We start from the raw sequence: 18956 nt of genomic DNA on the forward strand, positions 1-18956 counted from the left end.
ATCATCGATCCAAATCCGGATCGCGGATACCCTGACGACGCATTTCCAGCACCGCTGGAGTAATCGCCGCAATACGCGCATCCACTCGCGCACGTGTCACATAATCCAGATTCTTCTTCTTCAACGCCTGCAACTGAATCAATGCCTGCTCCGGACGTCCGTTCAGAAACGCGGCTTCCGCATAGGCCTCACTGGCGCGTGCAGTGGCACCGGCCAACTCGCAGGAGCGCGCGAAAGTTTGTTGAAATAACGCATCCTCAGACAACTGACGCAGTAACGGCAATAACAACGCCTGAGCACGCTTACCATCCTGAAGGTTACCGCCTTCGTTAAGCATCTCCGCATACATGAGCACCACTGCACGCTGCCCAGGCAAGCGCCGCAACAAGGCATCGAAACGTTCACCAGCCTCGTGACGCTGTCCAGCCCGCGCTTGGGTCTGCGCCAATGCCGAAGCAAGCCAGACATTGTCAGGGTGTACCTCAAGCAATGTACGGAATTCATGCATGACCTCGTCCAGATTGCTGCCATTACGGAACTTGGCCAACGCCATCCCATAGCGCTGAAAATCATTCAATCCCCCCTTTGTGTTGCGACGCAGGGCTTCATACTCACGCAGCGCACTCTCTGGGGATTTCGCACTCAGTACGCGTAAGCGCTCTTTGGCCCAACCGAACTGACCACTAGGCCCACGAGATAACTCGCTATACGCTGGCTGTAGAACTTTTGGCAACAACGGATTAGCAGGAACACCAGGCAAAACATGATGCAAATTCAAACGCTCCCGGGACATTAGGTCAACCTCGCCCCCCGTGAGTCCCTTTTGTTTCTTGAGTTGCTCAGCACGTGCCTTCGCCTCGCTGATGCGGGTCACGGTCACAGGATGGGTCTGTAAATAGTCCGGCGCCTGATCACCGCCAGAATTACCGCGTGTCACCAGCGACATTCTCTCGAAAAAGCCAGCCATCGCCTCTAAGTCATACCCACTACGCGCCAAGGTGTGAATTCCAAGACGATCTGCTTCAGCTTCGTTGGAACGGGTGTAATTGATCTGGCGCTGCTGCATGAGTCCCATGGCACTGGTAATACCAGCCATCGTCGCATCACCACTTGAATTACCGCCAACGTGCTGTGCGGCGATCACAGCCGCCAGCATCCCTAGCAGAATCGGAATCTGATCACGCTGTGCACGCTCAACGCTACGCAGCACATGCTTCTGAGTAATGTGCGCGATCTCGTGGGAGAGCACGGCTGCAACCTCATCCTCACGCTCAGCGGTCAGCAACAGGCCGGAATTCACCGCTACATAACCGCCCAATGTGGCAAACGCATTAATTTGACGTTCTTTTAACAATACAAAGGTAAATAGTTGGTGCGGTTGATCACTGTTAGCCGCCAAATGTTCTCCTATGCTCTGCAACCACCCCTGTAGTAACGGGTCTTCCAACACATAGCCGTAGTTACGTAACTCAGCCATCATCAACTTGCCATATTCGGCCTGACGTGCCGGAGTCAGTAATTGCCCCGCCGAGGAACCAATGTCAGGTAAGCGGCTTTCCTGAGCATTGACACCAATACCACCCAGAGGCAATACGAGAGCAGTGGCAATAGCAAGTGATAGTCGGCGCAAAGTGAAGCTCCTGTCGCGAAATTCTGGGGAGGTCACCAGGGGGAGGTCACCAGTTTAAATGTTGCAACCGCCACCTTCGACATGCGGGGCATCGGTTACCATTGGACCTCAAAATCGACACGGAGTTTCCTAATGAAACAAGACTCTACACGTGATGAAGCAGGTAGCACACCCAAGATTACTATTTACTCAACTGCTATCTGCCCCTATTGCGTGGCTGCTAAGAATTTTCTAAAGAGCAAGGGTTACACCTGGACAGAGATCATGATCAACGTGAACTCAGCAGAACGCGAAAAAATGATTGCACGCACCCAACGTACCAGCGTGCCCCAGATTTTCGTTGGGGATACCCATGTTGGCGGCTACGACGACATGATGGCACTTCATCATGCAGGCAAGCTGGAACCACTGCTGACCAATCACAGCCCGCAGGGATGATCGCAATGGGGGAAATGGGGGAGCGCAAGCAACGCTTCCACCGCTCACTTTGAGCGGGATCTACCAGCATATGCACTCACGCATTCAGTCCAGAAAAACCATACATTCAATCTTTAAACTTCCTCAAACTTGCCACACCGATGCATCAAAAATAAAAACATATTCGCTACCAACCGTTATGTGGGATGCTTGATACTGCATCGCATCATCTACCACGTTGTACACAGCTCGTTATATAACAATATATTAACTACCAAGCCCTCTCCAACGCCTTCTCGCACGATGCCAACCCAGCCTGCGCATGAGTTAAACGGCACTGAAACAGTGCAACCACAGCCCAGGCGCGCTTGCGCATAAGGTATTGAAGACATCCAACAACACAAACAAGCACAAGCAGGACTGTCTTATTGCCGCCCTGCAGCGCTAACATCCCTCTTTATAAACGTCACGCACTAGAAGACACCAAAGAGATCTTCATGATGGCTGAACAATAGTGAATCAAAGCAACGAACATCACACCAAACTTCTGTCCGCAATTTAAAAGATATAACGGGACGTCAGATATAGTTAACGCTTAAAGTATTATCCACTGAAGTCATCTATAGAATTCAGGCATAATACTTCGGAAAAACCCTAGCATCCGCACTTTGGACAGCTAGCTTGCGCTCCCCCTTTTCAGTTCGGGATTCAACTCTCATGACGCAAACAATTACGGTGATCCGCGGTGATGGTATCGGCCCGGAAATCATGGATGCCACCCTGTCGGTATTAAACGCGTTACAAGCGAATCTGAATTACGAATTCGCAGATGCAGGCTTGAGCGCACTTGAAAAACACGGAGACTTGCTACCGGAATCCACCCTGAATTCAATCAGCAAGAACAAAATCGCGCTAAAAAGCCCGCTCACAACCCCGGTAGGTGAAGGTTTCAGCTCGATCAATGTCGCCCTGCGACGTAAATTCGACTTATACGCCAACGTTCGCCCCGCAAAATCTTTCCCAAATACCAAGTCACGCTTTAGCGATAACGTAGACCTGATCACCGTACGGGAAAATACCGAGGGTGCCTACCTGAGCGAGGGTCAAACCATCTCTCCTGACGGAGAAGTTGCCACTTCAAGCGCACGAGTGACCCGTAAAGGGTCGGAACGTATCGTCCGTTACGCATTCGACTTAGCCCGAACAACGGGCCGCAAAAAGGTCACCGCAGTACACAAAGCCAACATCATTAAATCAACCTCTGGACTATTTCTGAAAACCGCCCGAGACGTCGCAAGCCAGTACCCAGAAATCGATTTCCAAGAAATGATCGTCGACAACACTTGCATGCAACTTGTAATGCGCCCAGAACAATTCGACATCATTGTCACCACAAACTTGTTCGGTGACATCCTCTCAGATTTGTGCGCAGGCTTGGTCGGCGGTTTAGGCTTGGCTCCGGGCGCCAACATTGGTAATGAACAAGCCATCTTCGAAGCCGTACATGGCTCGGCTCCAGACATCGCTGGACAAGGTAAAGCCAATCCATGCGCGCTGCTGCTAGGTGCTGTACAAATGCTGGATCATATCGGTCAACCACAAAACGCCGAACGCCTACGCAACGCAATCGTGGCCACACTGAATGCCAAAGATTCGCTGACTCCCGATCTGGGGGGTAACGGCAACACCATGGGATTCGCCAAGGCAATTGCAAGCAGACTCTAAAACAACGCGTTAGTAACCTCAGATCCAGTGAAGGAGAAAAACTGATCCAATGGTTAGCAATACCTCAACGGTTATTTACTGTCACACAAACGGACCAATGCCAAGCAGTACTGCTCACAACAACAGCCTTTCAATCCTAAGCGGTTGATGCACACACTTATCTAAATACGGATGGGATAGGGAACAACCGCGTCAGTTGAAGTACTCCTGGCGCCCAATCATAGCCAGGAAGATGACACTATAAAGATCCACGCTGTAAAGCACAGCGGTCTTCAATCCACATCAGCAACATAAAGCAAAACTTCAAAATGCGGCTTCATTTCCAGGCGCACGCAAGCTATAACCCGATAAGCGCCAAATGTTGTCTTCGTCCTGTCGAAACGAAATTAACTCACGCAACGGCTGCGACGCATTCGCAAACTTAACCGGGAAACTCACATTGAAGTAAAGGCCAGCGGGCAGCTGCAGGCTGGTATCATATTTGACCCGAGTCACTACGCCATGACCGCGCGCGATCACTGTGCCGAGACGAACACGCTCGACACGAATCTGCTCAATAAATGCATCACGCCTTACCGCTTGCTTAGCCACCATTGAGGCACCATCCCAGATCTTTGCAATCTGACCAGCATCAACCAATTGCGCAACCTTTAACGCTACCTGATTCATCATCGCATTCTGCTTATCCAATTGTGCTTGCTGGGCTGGCGTTAGGGGAGATGCAGCAACGATTGGCTTCACCTGAGGCTGGACGTAACCAACCAAAGGAGTAAGGAAAACAAACGAAAGCACAAACAGACGGGCAGAACGAAACATTCTCCGAACACTTGTAAACACAACAAGCCTAGCGAGTTTAAGCAGATTTAATGCGGGCATAACCACTCGGAGTGGATAAATAAAGCGCATAACACATACACCAAAAGCAATCAACGATACGCAGCACAAGCTGGGTCAACAATAGGACGCAACACAAGGTTTGGAAATATTCAACATCCTAGCATTGTATGTTGAAATGCATTTAGAAATAGTACTGCAATGACTCGTATTTCGGCGATCCATCAACTAAACCGTAGCTTCCAAGAATACCAGGAACTTACTTCAATACCTGATTCCCAAGATGCAAGACTTTCACATTAATTAATGATGTGCCTGCATAATTGGTCGAACGAGATCAGAAATCCCTATTTACAATGACAAACCCTCAGAATCCACCTAAGAACGTTCCGCATCGCATTCAACATATCCTCAGTTCATCTAAATAACTACAAATATTCAGTGAATAACTCTGATGGAAATGCAAGCAAGCTTGTCATCATGGGACAGAGAAGACACGATGCAGTGTATGGGCTAAATGTTTCTCTTACGCTTCGGGAAAATCGACACTGCACTACGCAAATACCAAGATATAAATCAAGCATTCCAGGCAGTACTTGTGTTTCTATACATGGGCACCTAACTGCACGTACTATCACGCGTCCTGGAACTTGATGGCCGTAGAAGATTTTTATTTTGCTAAATCGATACTACCTAGCCGTGACCCTAAAGAGGCCTCATGATGTCGCAACTGTGCTATGACATCTTTGATAGTCCGATTGGAATACTGACAATTGTCGCCGATACAGATGCACTATGTCGCGTGATGCTCCCAAGCAACGATCACACAACAAAAGAGCACGAATGCTGGCACTATGCTCCGAGTACAACACTATTAAAGCAAGCACGCACCCAGTTACTCGACTATTTGCACGGCGAGCTCCACACATTCTCGCTACCGTTACGACCACAGGGCACACCATTCCAATGTGCGGTATGGAAGGCACTAGCCCACATCTCATTCGGCCAGACTTGGAGTTATGCGAAATTAGCTGCTCACATTGGGCGACCAAGTGCAAGCCGTGCCGTAGGAGCCGCAAACGCTCGCAACCCACTGCCCATCGTATTACCTTGCCACCGTGTGATTGGCAGCAATGGCGCGCTCACCGGCTTCAACGGCGGACTACATATCAAACGCTCCCTGCTGTACCTGGAAGGTACCAAACCAACTCATACGTGCAAGACAATCATGACATCGTGACATCACTACTACTGCTGATATTGCTGCAATGATGATCGCACGCACGTTATCTATATTCATCGGCACCCTGCTATTGGCGACCTGCTCGATTCCTACTCGCCTTAACATACCAACCATTGCCATCACAGACCACCCAAAGTACAAATTACTGCTGATCTTGATTGATGGCCTCCGCGCTGACGCACTTGAACATGGTCAGGCGCCGCAACTAGCACGCTTAGCAAGCGATGGCGTACACGCACGCTGGATGACACCTTCGTATCCTGCGTTGACCCTTCCAAACGCCTACACTCTAATCACTGGGCTGCGCCCGGATCATCATGGCATTGTGCATAACACCATGGAGGATCCGCTCCTGGGGGCATTCGAATCGGAACGTCAGGAAGCAATCAGCAACGGACGCTGGTGGGGAGGCGAACCCATATGGGTCAGTGCTGAGCACGCCGGCATACGCAGCGCTACATTTCTCTGGCCAGGTAGCGAAGCATCAATCGCCGGTACGCGACCAAGCCGCTGGTATGCCTATAACAAACACATTTCAGCAGATACACAGATCACTCAGGCGCTGCGCTGGCTCAATGAACGTGGCCCCGATGCACCACGCTTGGTGATACTGCGTTTTGAGCAAGTCAACACTGCAGGCGACAACTTCGGCCCCGATTCTCCACAATATGCCGCAGCTGTAAACATGATCGACAGCGCAATTGGTCGGCTGATTGATAGCCTGCGCCAACACGGCAAACTCACAGATACCGACGTGATTGTGGTCTCTGACCAAGGCATTGCACCAATCCCAGGCGATCACGCGGTACCTCTAGAACGCATCGTGCAACTATCAGATGTACATGTAGTCAGTGATGGCCAAGTACTCGGAATCACACCGTTACCTGGCCATGAAAGTAAAGTTGAAGCCATGGTACTCGGCGCACACGCCACATACGACTGTTGGCGCAAGCAAGCCTTGCCAACGCACTGGCACTACGGTACCCACCCACGGATCCCAAACATCGTCTGCCAAATGCACGAAGGCTGGAATGCACTATCAGCAGCCCAAATAACTAAGCGCAACCCATTGCAAATGGGTGGCTCATCCGGGTTCGATCCAATGCTCCCCTCCATGCGGGCCGTTTTCCTTGCCAACGGGCCATCATTCATGCCGAACCTGTTACTTAACCCGATCAACAACGTCGACATATACCCACTACTGGCACGCCTACTCGGCATTGCGATGGCACCTAACGATGGAAATCCACGTGCACTGCTGCAAGCTTTACGCACCAGCAATACAGCAAACGGCTACACGTACAGCAAACGCAATGCACTGCATTGATTCATTCACGATCAAAGTACCAATACAGTCTTTCGCTTCTCCATTAACACCGGTGAGCAACGCAACCTGTCTCAGCATTTTGGCTGTATCCATCTAACCAATCCTATATTTGCGGCTAGAAACATCAAAAAGGAATTGAGTACAGCCCTCTCACTGGATGCGTTGTATAGACACCGTTCACAAATCGTATCCTTAACGCCAATAGCCTTTTTATCGCTTTTCATCACACCAGATTTACACCACGTAATGCAGGGAAAATCAAATTCAAAAGTGACCAAGAACGATACACTTGGATTGCGTTTAACAACGCCAATGTGCACTTACCAAAAGGAAAGGCGATGCACTGTAAAAGTACCTTTCAAGTACGCCACAAGTAACAAGCAGCTGCCTTGCACATCAACAACCCGACGAGATGTGTAACTGTAGCGAATGCTTAGCACGCACATGTAATGTAAAAAAACCGTTATGGAAGCTTATCGGGCAACCACTCGCGGACTCACACAACTGATCTAGAATTGCACGACTAAACGCTGGATTTAATCATGCCATTTGTCGTTACCGAAAACTGCATCAACTGCAAATACACTGACTGCGTAGAAGTCTGTCCCGTCGATTGCTTCCATGAAGGCCCGAACTTTCTTGTCATTGACCCTGACGAATGTATTGATTGCACACTGTGTGAGCCAGAGTGCCCAGCAAATGCAATCTATCCCGAGGAGGATGTACCCACTGAACAGAAACAATGCATTGCACTTAACGCCGAGCTTGCCAAAGCATGGCCAGTAGTGACGGTACGCCGTGAACCGATGCCCGACGCCGCAGAATGGAATGGCAAACCGGACAAGCTAGCGTTGCTACAACGCTGAAGATGCTCCCCCCCCGATCAAAAACAAAACTTTATTTACCCGTTACCTGATACCACTCTCCTGCTCCTGCAATTCCTTCTTGAACGGGATGTCTGGCGGCGGACGTGCAATCGCTGGCTGATCATTCATATTCGGATTCGTCAGACTGCATCCCCCGCCAAACTGCAACAGTGACACCACACAATGGATCTTGATGTTGGTGCCTGGAATGGGGATTTCGATCTTCTTGATACCACGACTCACCCATTGCTGTAATAAAGATTCATTTGGAGTCCAGTACTGATCGAACACCGTTGGAATGTAATCGTACGGTGGCCGTTTCAGCCATTGCCCAGACTGAGCAAGACGTTCACGAGTCCAAGTATCCGATTCACTCCCAGGTGCACCGCGCGAAATCACGCCGGACGTGTCGGCTTTAGGGACACGAACGCGTCCCTGCTGGTCGAATAAACCTTGCCCATCACTCCCCTGACGCTGGTGATCACCCAAGCCCCAATCATCGTTACGCTTGAATGCATCCGAACCATTGCCGTGCTGCACTGCGGCTGTATTCCCTTGCTTCCGATCTTCTGAAGGCGCTTGTACTGGGGTGGATGCAACCGTTACTGGAGCTGACGAAGGCATGTCAACAGAAGGTTGCGCCGGTACAGCGACGGCGGGCAACTCACGCTGATGAACCTGCACCTCACGCAGTTCTTTGGGACGAAGCGTCGGAACAACCAACTGTGGACTGCTCATAACAATCTGCAGTTGATCCGGAATCACAACATCACGCTCACGCACGCTCGGAATAGGCACACGCGACGGAGGTAGCTGCGGCTCGTGTGACTGTGACTGCAACGGTCGCGAAGAAATATCAACGATCTGCACTTCACGTTGCCGTACTTGCGGCAGCAAATGCTCACGTATCCGGACCGGCATATCAGATAAATGCTGTAAAGGAGGAATCACAAAGTCAGTTGTCGGGACTGTGACTTCAGTCACTTGCAACGGCTGTTCAACTGTAGGTTGCGCTGGCTGTTTGACCTCAACGTTAGAAGGTACCTGACGCGTAGACGATGGTGACGCAGCGCTCCCATCAGCAATCTGTGTAGATGGACTTTCCACGCCAGCCAAAGGAGCAGGCACAGGAGGAATGACAGACGGTGTAGATCTGGACACAGCAGCAGACGTCGCAACAGCAACCGCTGCATCATGTGGTGTGCCTACGTCCGTACCAGATGCCGATGCACCATGACCAATCAGACTGACGCTCACCCGCCCCTCATCACTTGAAGGCGGCAAGACCCAACGGATCGCAAAGCTCCAAATAAGCAAAAAAAGAAAACACAAATTAATTAGGGCACTGCTAAACACCGCAACCCAATGCAGTAGCCACTCATCACGCGGACGTGGATCCCAGTGTTGCCACCACAAGCTTCGAAACGCCCGAAAGTATCCTAACGCCAGCTCGTCTCTACTGCGAGGACGTGACGTATACGCCGCCCAAAAGGCAATCAATTTGCTCTGCCTAAACCTTGGAGACTGCAACGGCATTCAATCCATCCACATGGCAAGCGACTAATCGACCTGAGGATTAACAAGTCCGGAAAATAAGTGTGCATCAAGATAAAAAATGCGTGAATTGAGCGTGTGTCATCGCAAAGAAAAAATCAGGGGGAAAAATCGCGAGAAATATATGGAGCCGCACCTGTACTGTGGTCGGTCGCATCACGTACTGCAATCACACCATGTACTCGGTCCATCAGGGTTTTCTCAACGCCCTGCTTAAGAGTTACATCAGCCATGCCACAGCCGTGGCAGCCACCGCCAAAACGCAGTAAGACAACTCCTTCTGCAGAAACCTCCTGTACCTCCACTCGTCCACCATGGGATGCTAATTGCGGGTTAATCTCGTTCTCCACAACCCAACACACTCTCTCAACCAATGATGCAACCTGACTAAGCTCCTGACCTTTAATCTTCGGAGCTTTGATGATCAATTGCTGACTACCAGTGGCCTGTGTAACGTAGTCGATCTCAGCACCATCCAGCCATGCCACGCTGGCTGAAGCGACATAGAGGGTGAAGTCACCACAATCTATCAACCATTCATCGCCAACCAATTCCGAGGGATCGGCAAACTCCAAGCGCGCGTCGGCACGCGGTGTGCCGGGATCCACCGCACTCAAACGTACCCCCATCCCAGGGACACCTTCGCGTTGGATCAATTTAAGGAAGTGAGACTTAGCTGTGTCAGAAATCTGGATCATGTTGGTTATTCTAAATTCACTTAGTATCGCATTCGCCTCACCCTAGTATGCACATACTAATGACACCAGGATGCTCAATGAACGATCGGATTACTCTAGCTCAAGCTCACTGCCAGCCGCGAGAAAAAAAAGAACACAAACTCGGCCAAGCCCGCTTAGCCGAACTGTTGACACAAGTCCCAGGATGGGAATTGAGTAATAACGGACATGCACTCACCCGGACATTCCAATTCGACAATTATTACCGTACCCTCGCATTCGTTAACGCGCTCGCTTTTATCGCACACTGCGAAGATCATCACCCGGACATGAACGTGCACTATGGCAGGGCTGTCGTGTGCTTTTCAACGCATAAAATAGGGGGAATCAGCGAGATTGACTTCATTTGCGCCGCTAAGACTTCCGCCCTATACGAACAAGGAATCTGACATCGCCATGAAATTGCTGCATTTTGCTGACCTGGTGGCACTATTGCTGGCACTTGATGCCTGTAACAAGCGTGTCGATCAAACGCCCGTAACCCCTCCTACTGAACTCCTTGCTGTGCGTACCCCCCCACCAAAGTATCCGGAGCAACTAGCCTGCGCCGGTATCGGCGGACGCACAGTATTGAAAGTCAAAGTAGGTCCGCAAGGAAAACCCATCGAAGTAAACTTGGTACAAAGCAGCAACCAGGCAGCACTGGATACAGCGGCAAAGGATCGTGTACGCGACTGGGAATTCAGGCCAGCGACGCGCAATGGTCAACCGATCACACAGACAATCCAAGTACCAGTCACGTTCAACCCGCCCATTCCCAAACCTGACTGGTGCTTCGCACTTGAAGAAGGTGACCATCACAATCACTGAAGTCGCTATTCACACGGGCCTCACAGCAGCGTTCTAACCGCATCTCCATATCTATACTGCGCCTGATACACATGACCTGATATCTATATCAAATGGCCATTTAGAATTTCACGCATATCTAACATAATCAAAGCGCTGTAGTGCCAGCCACTCCGCAATACAGCGGGTGGGAGCGACTCTATATCGACAGGGCAATTAGTATCACTGCAAGCAGATTCTTCATATGCCCTGGACAATTCCAGACTAGGTATGCTTTTAACGCTTAACGATAACAGCCCACAATATCTCTCACAGCACCGTAATCACAGTGCTGGAGTATTTCACCACAGACATAATGCGTGAAGCGGGAAGCTGAACATTTTTTGTTAAAGATCGCTCAAAGCTGGATCAGACTAAAGACGGTCTAAGGCGGCCACCAAGTCCTCCGCCAATGGAGCATTCAACACATAGGGCGTACTTCCAGCATCCAAAGCAAACTCCAACGACACAGCATGTAAGAAAAGACGCTGTAAACCAATCTGATCGCGCAACTTCCGGTTGACCTCCTGATCACCGTACTTGTCGTCCCCAGTAACTGGATGACCGAGATGCTGTGCATGCACACGAATCTGATGAGTTCGACCAGTTTCGATCAACACCTCGCAATACGATTGCCCTCCACGCCGCTCTAGCAAACGGAAACGACTCTTTGAAGGCTTCCCATCATGATGCACCCGGACATGACGCTCTCCCCCATGGCGCAAATTAATATGCAACGGCGCATCAACACTCATCACTCCATTGGGCATACGCCCTGATAACAAAGTCAAATAGCGCTTGGCAATACCACGCCCCTCCTTACCATTCACGCTGGCTTCGCGCATCAATGCCTGCAACTCAATGAGAACTGCACGCTTTTTTGCCATGATCAACAAACCAGAGGTATCACGATCCAAACGATGTACAAGTTCCAGTTCCTGCTTAGGACGCAAGATACGCATAGCCTCAATCACGCCGTAACTGATCCCACTGCCGCCATGGCTAGCCATACCACTGGGTTTGTTCAACGCCAACAAACGCGCGTCCTCGAACACAATCGCTGCCTCCATCCTGGCCAGAAATGCAGCCGATGGCGCGACAATCGCCCGATCCTGAATAAGACGTAACGGCGGAAGTCGGACTTCGTCACCCCCATCCAATTTGCGCTCGGCCTTGACACGACCACCATTCACTCTGACTTGCCCACTGCGCACCAGCTTGTAAATCAAGCTGCGCGGGACACCCTTTAGTTTGCTGAGAAGAAAATTATCCAAGCGCTGCCCACTGTGCTCGGCAGGCACGACAACGATACGTACGCTGAAACACTCCACGACAGACTCTGACTGGGAACGAAATGGATCGGTCATCCGACCACATATTCTGCTACACTTCGAAGCGCGAGATAAGGGTTTGATTTCGTTGAAGGTTGACCTGGGTCAGAAGCCCCGCTTCCGACGAATCTGGCATAGCACACGGCCCCCCATCAGGGACGGCAATGTTAGCGACTCGCCGACCTACCTGGCCATCGCCGGGCATTTCAGTGCCCGCGCTGAACATGTCCCGTGTGCCTCACCGGTTTTACCGGAATGTGGCTGTCGGCCCTGAAACAACTGAGAAATAAAGCGCTCCCGCGGCCTGCCGTGGTGCTGTAGCGCTGGAAAACCAAGTCGACCTGTACGCGCTTCGCGCGAAAGGGGCGATGAATACTTCCAGAGGCGAAGCGCCACGGCGTTCCGCGCGTAAAAAGCGCGCGAGGAACGCAACTAATGAAGCGAATGTTAATCAATGCTACACAGGCCGAAGAGCTTCGCGTAGCAATCGTGGATGGCCAGAGCCTGTACGACATTGATATTGAGCAACCATCTAAAGAACAAAAAAAATCCAACATCTATAAAGGCCGTATCACCCGGCTGGAACCGTCTCTCGAAGCCGCATTTGTTGATTACGGCACAGATCGCCACGGCTTTTTGCCGTTAAAAGAAATCTCCAAAGACTACTTCCAAGCCGGTCTGGACCATCACAAAGCTGGTATCCGAGAGTTATTACGCGAGGGTCAAGAGATCGTCGTTCAGGTTGATAAAGAAGAACGTGGCAACAAAGGAGCCGCTCTGACCACGTTCATTTCACTCGCCGGTCGCTACATGGTGTTGATGCCAAACTCGCCATCAGCAGGCGGAGTCTCACGTCGCATTGAAGGCGAAGATCGCGCTGCGCTGAAAGAAGCACTGGAAAAACTGAACATTCCCAACGATATGGGAGTGATCATCCGTACTGCTGGCGTGGGCCGTGACACTCAAGAGCTACAATGGGATCTGGATTTTTTACTGCACGCTTGGCGCGCCATTGCCGAAGCTGCATTGAGCAAGCCTGCTCCATTGCTCATCTACCAAGAATCGCGCCTCATCATCCGCGCCCTACGCGACTATTTCCGTGCTGACATCGGCGAAATTCTAGTCGATACAGAGGAAATGTATCAGGACGCCCACCAATTCATGCGGCACGTGATGCCGCAAAGCCTTCGCAAGCTCAAATACTACAAAGACGACATCCCTCTGTTCAATCGCTTCCAGATCGAATCGCAGATCGAAGGTGCCTACGAACGTAACGTACGCCTCCCCTCCGGCGGCTCCATTGTGGTTGATCAAACAGAAGCGCTCACTGCCATTGATGTCAACTCTTCACGAGCTACAAAGGGTAACGACATTGAGGAAACCGCATTCCAAACCAACCTGGAAGCAGCCGATGAAATCGCACGCCAACTGCGCCTACGCGATGTAGGTGGGTTAGTAGTGATTGACTTCATTGATATGTCCTCTTCAAAACACCAACGTGAGATCGAAACCCGTCTACAAAACTGTCTCAAATACGACCGTGCACGCGTGCAGCTTAGCCGGATCTCACGCTTCGGCCTGTTGGAGATGAGTCGTCAACGCCTACGCCCAAGCCTGGGCGAATCCAGCCAAATCGTTTGCCCATACTGCGACGGACACGGGCGGATGCGCAGCATCGAATCGCTATCACTGTCGATCATCCGTATAGTCGAAGAACACGCGATGAAGGAAAGCACTGGACAGGTGCTTGTCCAGACACCAGTAGAGATAGCCAACTACCTGCTCAACGAGAAGCGCCGTGCAATTAATGAGATCGAGAAACGCCATGACGCACCGATCATCATCATCGCTGACGAGCAATTACATACCCCGCACTACGAGGTGACTCGTCTACGTGAGAACGAATTAAGCGAAGAAACAGGCAAACCAAGTTACCAACGCAACACCCCACGCAAGCTACCGGTACATGCACTCACCAAATCGCAACTTAACATCCCGCCAGCACCAGCAGTGAAATCGATCACCCCACCGCAACTGGCACCAACTCAAGAAAACATACCAACAATCCGAGAGCAATCCGCTGAGAACCGAGCACACCCTATTCCGGAACTTGTATCCAGCCTAGCGAGTTGGCTAAAACGTATCTTTGGAAATACTGACAAGCGACAGACCGCAAGTAACAGCTCGCATCCTGCGCCCCTGCAACAGAACCGCAATGGCAATGTGCAACGCAACGAACGCAACCGCCGTGATGGCCAAATCGCTACTAGCAACACCCAACCACAGCAGCAAAGCAGCAGCCACCGCGACAATTATCGCCATAACGAAAGCAACAACTATCCGCAAATCCAGAACCAATGCACAGCAGACACAAACGGGAAATTGCGGAACGAATCACAAACACCAAAATCGTCAGCATATGTGTCGAAATTACCCCAGATGCCAAGGCAACCCCAACCACAGCTCCCAAAAACACCAAGGACGCAATCGCAACCGACACAAAACAGCACGAAAACGATATTAGACAAACAGCCTGCACCTGTACTCCATGGTGAAGACAACACGCTACAGAAAGCAAAACCGATCCCGTTAACTGCGGAAGCGGTGCTTAATAACATCCCTGCGCCTAGCATGACAGCCACACCGTCAGGTAAAGACCAAGATGCTTTACCAACAACATCGAACGTGACTCAAGGCACATCAAACGCGCTGATCGAAGCTAAATCAACCACAAAGACGAACATCAATACAAATACTGACATTGAACCGCAACAAAACAATCATGAAGGTACTGGGAACAACGACGGCAGCAACCGGCGGCGCCGTGGTCGTCGTGGTGGTCGTCGTCGTCGTCGGAATACTTCTCTCGGTAACGAAACCAATGCTGTAAGCGAAAGCAATAGCATCAAACTATCCAACGACACTGAAACCGACAATGCGGACAATATCGAATCACCCCAAGCCTTGCGCCCTGCCATGCAGGAAAACAAGCGCCAACCGGAGTTTGAGTTCGATGACCTAGCACCCGCAGCTCCGATCACCGCACCGTTACGTAAGGCAATAGCTGCCGAGAGAGAGGGGATATCCGCTGATCTCACAACTACAGCACCTCAAAGCATAATGGAAACCGCGTCCAGAACGCATATCGCCTCGCAAATGGCTCCCCAAAGTGAAACCAGTGCTGCGTCAACCACGCCTAATGCCTCTGTACAAGCTACTAAGACTCATACGCATAAAGATGTCGTTTCTGATTCCCCGTCAAGAACACCTTACAACGCTCACTCCAACACCACCAGACACAGTTCGGGGCGTCGTCTGGAAACTCTCTCTACGGCACATCCCTCTGCCAAGGCACCTCCATCAGAGCATATAACACCAACATCACGCTCAAACGCGAATACTAAAACCACAAAGACAGAGATACCAAACAAACCAACCAATGCGAACAGCGATACGGCAGCTCGCCCAACAACCACTGATGTGCTGGTTGTAACGAATCAACCAGTGATAGCAACCAAGCCTTCAACAACGATAGAAAAAGCACAAACCAAAGTTATTCCCTCCACTACATACAATAATGAACACATCGAAACGAAGCGAAAGATCGTTACAACGGAATCCGAAACAACCCAACCACCAGTACGAAAGCAACGCTTGCCGATGCAAAATCCACTACCCAAGGTAGTCGCTCCACTAGAAGACAAGAAGCAAGCCCCATTCGTGGAAAATACAACCCAACGTAATATTAATAACGCGACCACAACATCGCAGAACGACAAATCATTAGGTTTTACAAAAAACAACGAAGAAAATAGTGACAACAATACACTATAAAATTATTAACAACCTTGCTTCCAAACACACTCACATAACCAATGAAATAATCCCCCGCTTCCGCAAATAAGTGGAAAGCATAGTTCTGTACTCTTTGCCATCGAAAGATGGCAAAGAGCAGACTTAGGTCATTTCAAGGAACAAAAACCACACACTCAATGTCTGACACTTGAGATGCTTACATAAACATTTTTTTACAATTGTAGCCCGCCCCATAAGTAGAAAATACAAAGACACAAAGGCAACTAAAAGGCTTTAAAGAACAACGACGTTTGAGTGGAACCACATGGCGGCACTACCAAATACAACACTCTTATCCCTGATAATTGTAGTGACGCAGCACCTTATATCATCCTATTGAGTGCCTTCTAAGTACCTGTTCACTCTCTACCTGAAAGCATCATTTTGAGGAAGAAAATCTGGATTTCGAATCAGATCGTTTTATCTAAACTATATTTCTCCGGAGTACTCACCCCGTACTGAATAGCCAACCGAGCCAGAGCAATGGTATCTCGAACATCAACTTTAGCGAACAAACGCACTTTATGAGTGTTGATTGTCTTAGGACTGAGACACAACCGCTTAGCAATAGCCCCCTGACTCAGACCTTGGATTAACAACAAGGCAATTTCCAACTCACGCGGTGACAAAACATCAAAAGGTGAACATCCTCCTTCAAGGCTTGACAACACCAAATTCTGCGCAATGCTGTTACCAAGATAGCGCTTCCCTAAAGCCACTTCACGGATAGCACGCAGCAACTCATTAGCATCACCGCCCTTACCAACATAACCAGAAGCTCCAGCCTCTAACAGTCGCTTCGGCAATGGGCCGTCTTCCAACACCGAAACAATAATTACACGGCTACCATAATTCCCTTTCACCAATTTTTCTGTAATCTCCAGCCCACTCACCCCAGGGAGATGCATGTCACACAATACGACATTCGGGCGTAGCTCACGGATCTGTGGTAAAGCCGCCTCCCCTGTCTCCGCTTCCCCTATCACTTCGAGATCTAATTCATTGGATAAGATCATCTTCATGCCAACACGCACGAGAGTATGATCATCAATCAGAAAAATCTTAATAGTCATCCTTGTCCCCCTGAATCAGATAGTTTTCTAGAGATGCGAGTCAATCCAACGAATTTCTGAAACAAAACACATTGCGGTAAATACTCATATTAATGCATCGGAACGCCGCACAACGGTTTTTGAATATCGACTGAACAGACTGTTATGCAACCTCTCCCCAATAAAGCCCGCAACAACTGTTACACAAACTAGCAACTCAGGATGCAACGACCGTCGGGAAGCATGTATCAGTAGATACTGCGCTACGCATTAAGAAATTTCTGATCGCGCAAAACTTGCTACGACCCGCATGTCATACAAAGGACGCAGTTGCGGATCAAGCGCTACCCGCTTATCAAAGACAAAACAACGTCCATCGTAGCCCTCCCCACCCACTTGCTCGAAGTAACCGAGGATACCGCCCTCCAGTTGCAGCACGTTGTCCATACCATCGGCACGCATCCACAAGACAGCCTTTTCACAGCGAATCCCGCCTGTGCAGAAGCTAACCACAGTAGCATCGGATAATAAGTCACGATAGTGTGCTAGCGCCCCTGGGAATCCAGTAAATTTGGTGATCGGCAAGGTCATTGCTCCAGAAAATGTACCGTATGCAATTTCTTGCTGATTGCGAGCATCTAGCATTACCAAACGTCGGCCATTATCATCGCAACCCCGACGTAGCCAATCACGAAGGGTGTGTGCAGAGACCCCAGGTGCACGGACCTGAAGCGGAGAAATATCCCCGCGACGGAAGCTGATAATCTCTGGCCTGACCTTCACCTTAAAGCGCGCGAATGGTTTATATGCACTAACACTATACTTCACATGCAACGCTGCAAAACGCACGTCAGCACACAACCAAGCATAGAATGCATTGATAGCCTCCTTCTCGCCAGCAAGGAACAAATTAATTCCTTCATTGGCGATCAACACCGTCCCTTTCAGTCCCGCAATCTCCCCATGGGCACGGATTTGATCAGCCAGTGTCTGCGGCTGCGTGATCGAAACAAAGTGATAAGCAGCAGTATTGATAATAACCATCGTGCAATTCTAACTCAGCACCCGCATCAGGCTCACAGACTCATTGTAAAAATGCACTTGTGAATGATCGCCAGCATCTAGTCGCAGCGATAACACCTGGCGATGGAACAAACAATCTGCCATCCAGCACATGCAATCCGCGCGCGCTCGACAGAGACCAACACGTAATTAAACGATCTAACCAACAATCGTATTAAATACCTCAAAAGATGACCCAACTAAAACACTGAGAAGGCCACCGGAACTTGATGGTACTGAAAAAATTGGGCCTGTGTTTCCACACTCCAAATTAAACATAAACGTATGATGTTCTAACACAACGACTACCAGTTAACTATCTACGTGGAAAACCTACGTAACCCGGCAATCAATGATATAGCATTTATTGTTGACACAATTGCAGCATAAGCAATGCAGGATACAAACACCATCGACTTAATAAGCAATGTAGCGTCACAATAACTACCACACTGTATTCAATATAATAAATAATGAGAACTCACTTAATTCTCA

Annotated in this window: 15 protein-coding genes; 8 read left to right on the forward strand and 7 right to left on the reverse strand. The window is 49.9% G+C overall.

The genetic code is table 11. The features are described 5' to 3' along the window. Position 1: 1 nt before the first annotated feature. A complete protein-coding gene (locus tag F7G16_RS10825; protein ID WP_011098320.1) occupies positions 2-1630 on the reverse strand; it encodes a M48 family metalloprotease in 1629 nt (542 codons plus the stop codon). Positions 1631-1762: 132 nt separating this feature from the next. On the opposite strand from F7G16_RS10825, the gene grxC reads away from it, so the two are divergent. Both grxC and F7G16_RS10835 read left to right on the forward strand, forming a co-directional pair. Continuing rightward, a complete protein-coding gene (gene grxC, locus F7G16_RS10830) occupies positions 1763-2068 on the forward strand; it encodes a glutaredoxin 3 (protein WP_004087527.1) in 306 nt (101 codons plus the stop codon). A gap of 696 nt (positions 2069-2764) precedes the next feature. Further along, on the forward strand, positions 2765-3772 hold the full coding sequence (locus tag F7G16_RS10835) for an isocitrate dehydrogenase (RefSeq protein WP_004087529.1): 1008 nt from the start codon (positions 2765-2767) through the stop codon (positions 3770-3772). Positions 3773-4075: 303 nt separating this feature from the next. Here F7G16_RS10835 and F7G16_RS10840 read toward each other — a convergent pair whose 3' ends face one another. Further along, positions 4076-4648: a DUF4019 domain-containing protein gene (locus F7G16_RS10840; RefSeq protein WP_004087531.1), complete on the reverse strand. Its 573-nt coding sequence runs from the start codon at positions 4646-4648 to the stop codon at positions 4076-4078. Between the two features lie 676 nt (positions 4649-5324). On the opposite strand from F7G16_RS10840, the gene F7G16_RS10845 reads away from it, so the two are divergent. The 3 genes from F7G16_RS10845 (at position 5325) to fdxA (ending at position 8042) form a co-directional block, all read left to right on the forward strand. Then, entirely contained in the window at positions 5325-5846 is a 522-nt protein-coding gene (locus F7G16_RS10845) for a methylated-DNA--[protein]-cysteine S-methyltransferase (RefSeq protein ID WP_171946781.1), read from the forward strand. Positions 5847-5874: 28 nt separating this feature from the next. Then, positions 5875-7176, forward strand: a complete 1302-nt coding sequence (locus tag F7G16_RS10850; protein ID WP_004087534.1) for an alkaline phosphatase family protein — start codon at positions 5875-5877, stop codon at positions 7174-7176. A 542-nt stretch (positions 7177-7718) separates the two neighbouring features. Further along, entirely contained in the window at positions 7719-8042 is a 324-nt protein-coding gene (fdxA, locus tag F7G16_RS10855) for a ferredoxin FdxA (protein WP_004084667.1), read from the forward strand. 42 nt (positions 8043-8084) lie between these two features. Here fdxA and F7G16_RS10860 read toward each other — a convergent pair whose 3' ends face one another. Together F7G16_RS10860 and F7G16_RS10865 are read right to left on the reverse strand one after the other, a co-directional pair. Beyond that, positions 8085-9578, reverse strand: coding sequence for a hypothetical protein (locus F7G16_RS10860; RefSeq protein WP_004087535.1), 1494 nt, complete (start codon positions 9576-9578; stop codon positions 8085-8087). 116 nt (positions 9579-9694) lie between these two features. Continuing rightward, positions 9695-10294, reverse strand: a complete 600-nt coding sequence (locus F7G16_RS10865; RefSeq protein WP_004087536.1) for an NfuA family Fe-S biogenesis protein — start codon at positions 10292-10294, stop codon at positions 9695-9697. 77 nt (positions 10295-10371) lie between these two features. Between F7G16_RS10865 and F7G16_RS10870 the strand changes: the two genes are divergently transcribed. Both F7G16_RS10870 and F7G16_RS10875 read left to right on the forward strand, forming a co-directional pair. Then, complete coding sequence (locus F7G16_RS10870) at positions 10372-10722, forward strand: 4a-hydroxytetrahydrobiopterin dehydratase (protein ID WP_004087537.1); 351 nt, start codon at positions 10372-10374, stop codon at positions 10720-10722. A gap of 7 nt (positions 10723-10729) precedes the next feature. Beyond that, on the forward strand, positions 10730-11143 hold the full coding sequence (locus tag F7G16_RS10875) for an energy transducer TonB (protein ID WP_004087538.1): 414 nt from the start codon (positions 10730-10732) through the stop codon (positions 11141-11143). A gap of 392 nt (positions 11144-11535) precedes the next feature. Here F7G16_RS10875 and F7G16_RS10880 read toward each other — a convergent pair whose 3' ends face one another. After that, a complete protein-coding gene (locus F7G16_RS10880; protein WP_004087539.1) occupies positions 11536-12528 on the reverse strand; it encodes an RluA family pseudouridine synthase in 993 nt (330 codons plus the stop codon). A gap of 399 nt (positions 12529-12927) precedes the next feature. Here F7G16_RS10880 and F7G16_RS10885 point away from each other — a divergent pair, with 399 nt between their 5' ends. After that, positions 12928-16326 (forward strand): Rne/Rng family ribonuclease, encoded by a 3399-nt coding sequence (locus F7G16_RS10885; protein ID WP_004087540.1) that lies wholly within the window; start codon positions 12928-12930, stop codon positions 16324-16326. Positions 16327-16757: 431 nt separating this feature from the next. Here the strand turns inward: F7G16_RS10885 and F7G16_RS10890 are convergent, their stop codons facing one another. Further along, entirely contained in the window at positions 16758-17420 is a 663-nt protein-coding gene (locus F7G16_RS10890; protein WP_004087541.1) for a response regulator, read from the reverse strand. A gap of 249 nt (positions 17421-17669) precedes the next feature. After that, on the reverse strand, positions 17670-18443 hold the full coding sequence (locus tag F7G16_RS10895; protein WP_004087545.1) for a sulfurtransferase: 774 nt from the start codon (positions 18441-18443) through the stop codon (positions 17670-17672). Positions 18444-18956: the final 513 nt, after the last annotated feature.

This window comes from Xylella fastidiosa, from assembly GCF_011801475.1.
Classification (GTDB): domain Bacteria; phylum Pseudomonadota; class Gammaproteobacteria; order Xanthomonadales; family Xanthomonadaceae; genus Xylella; species Xylella fastidiosa.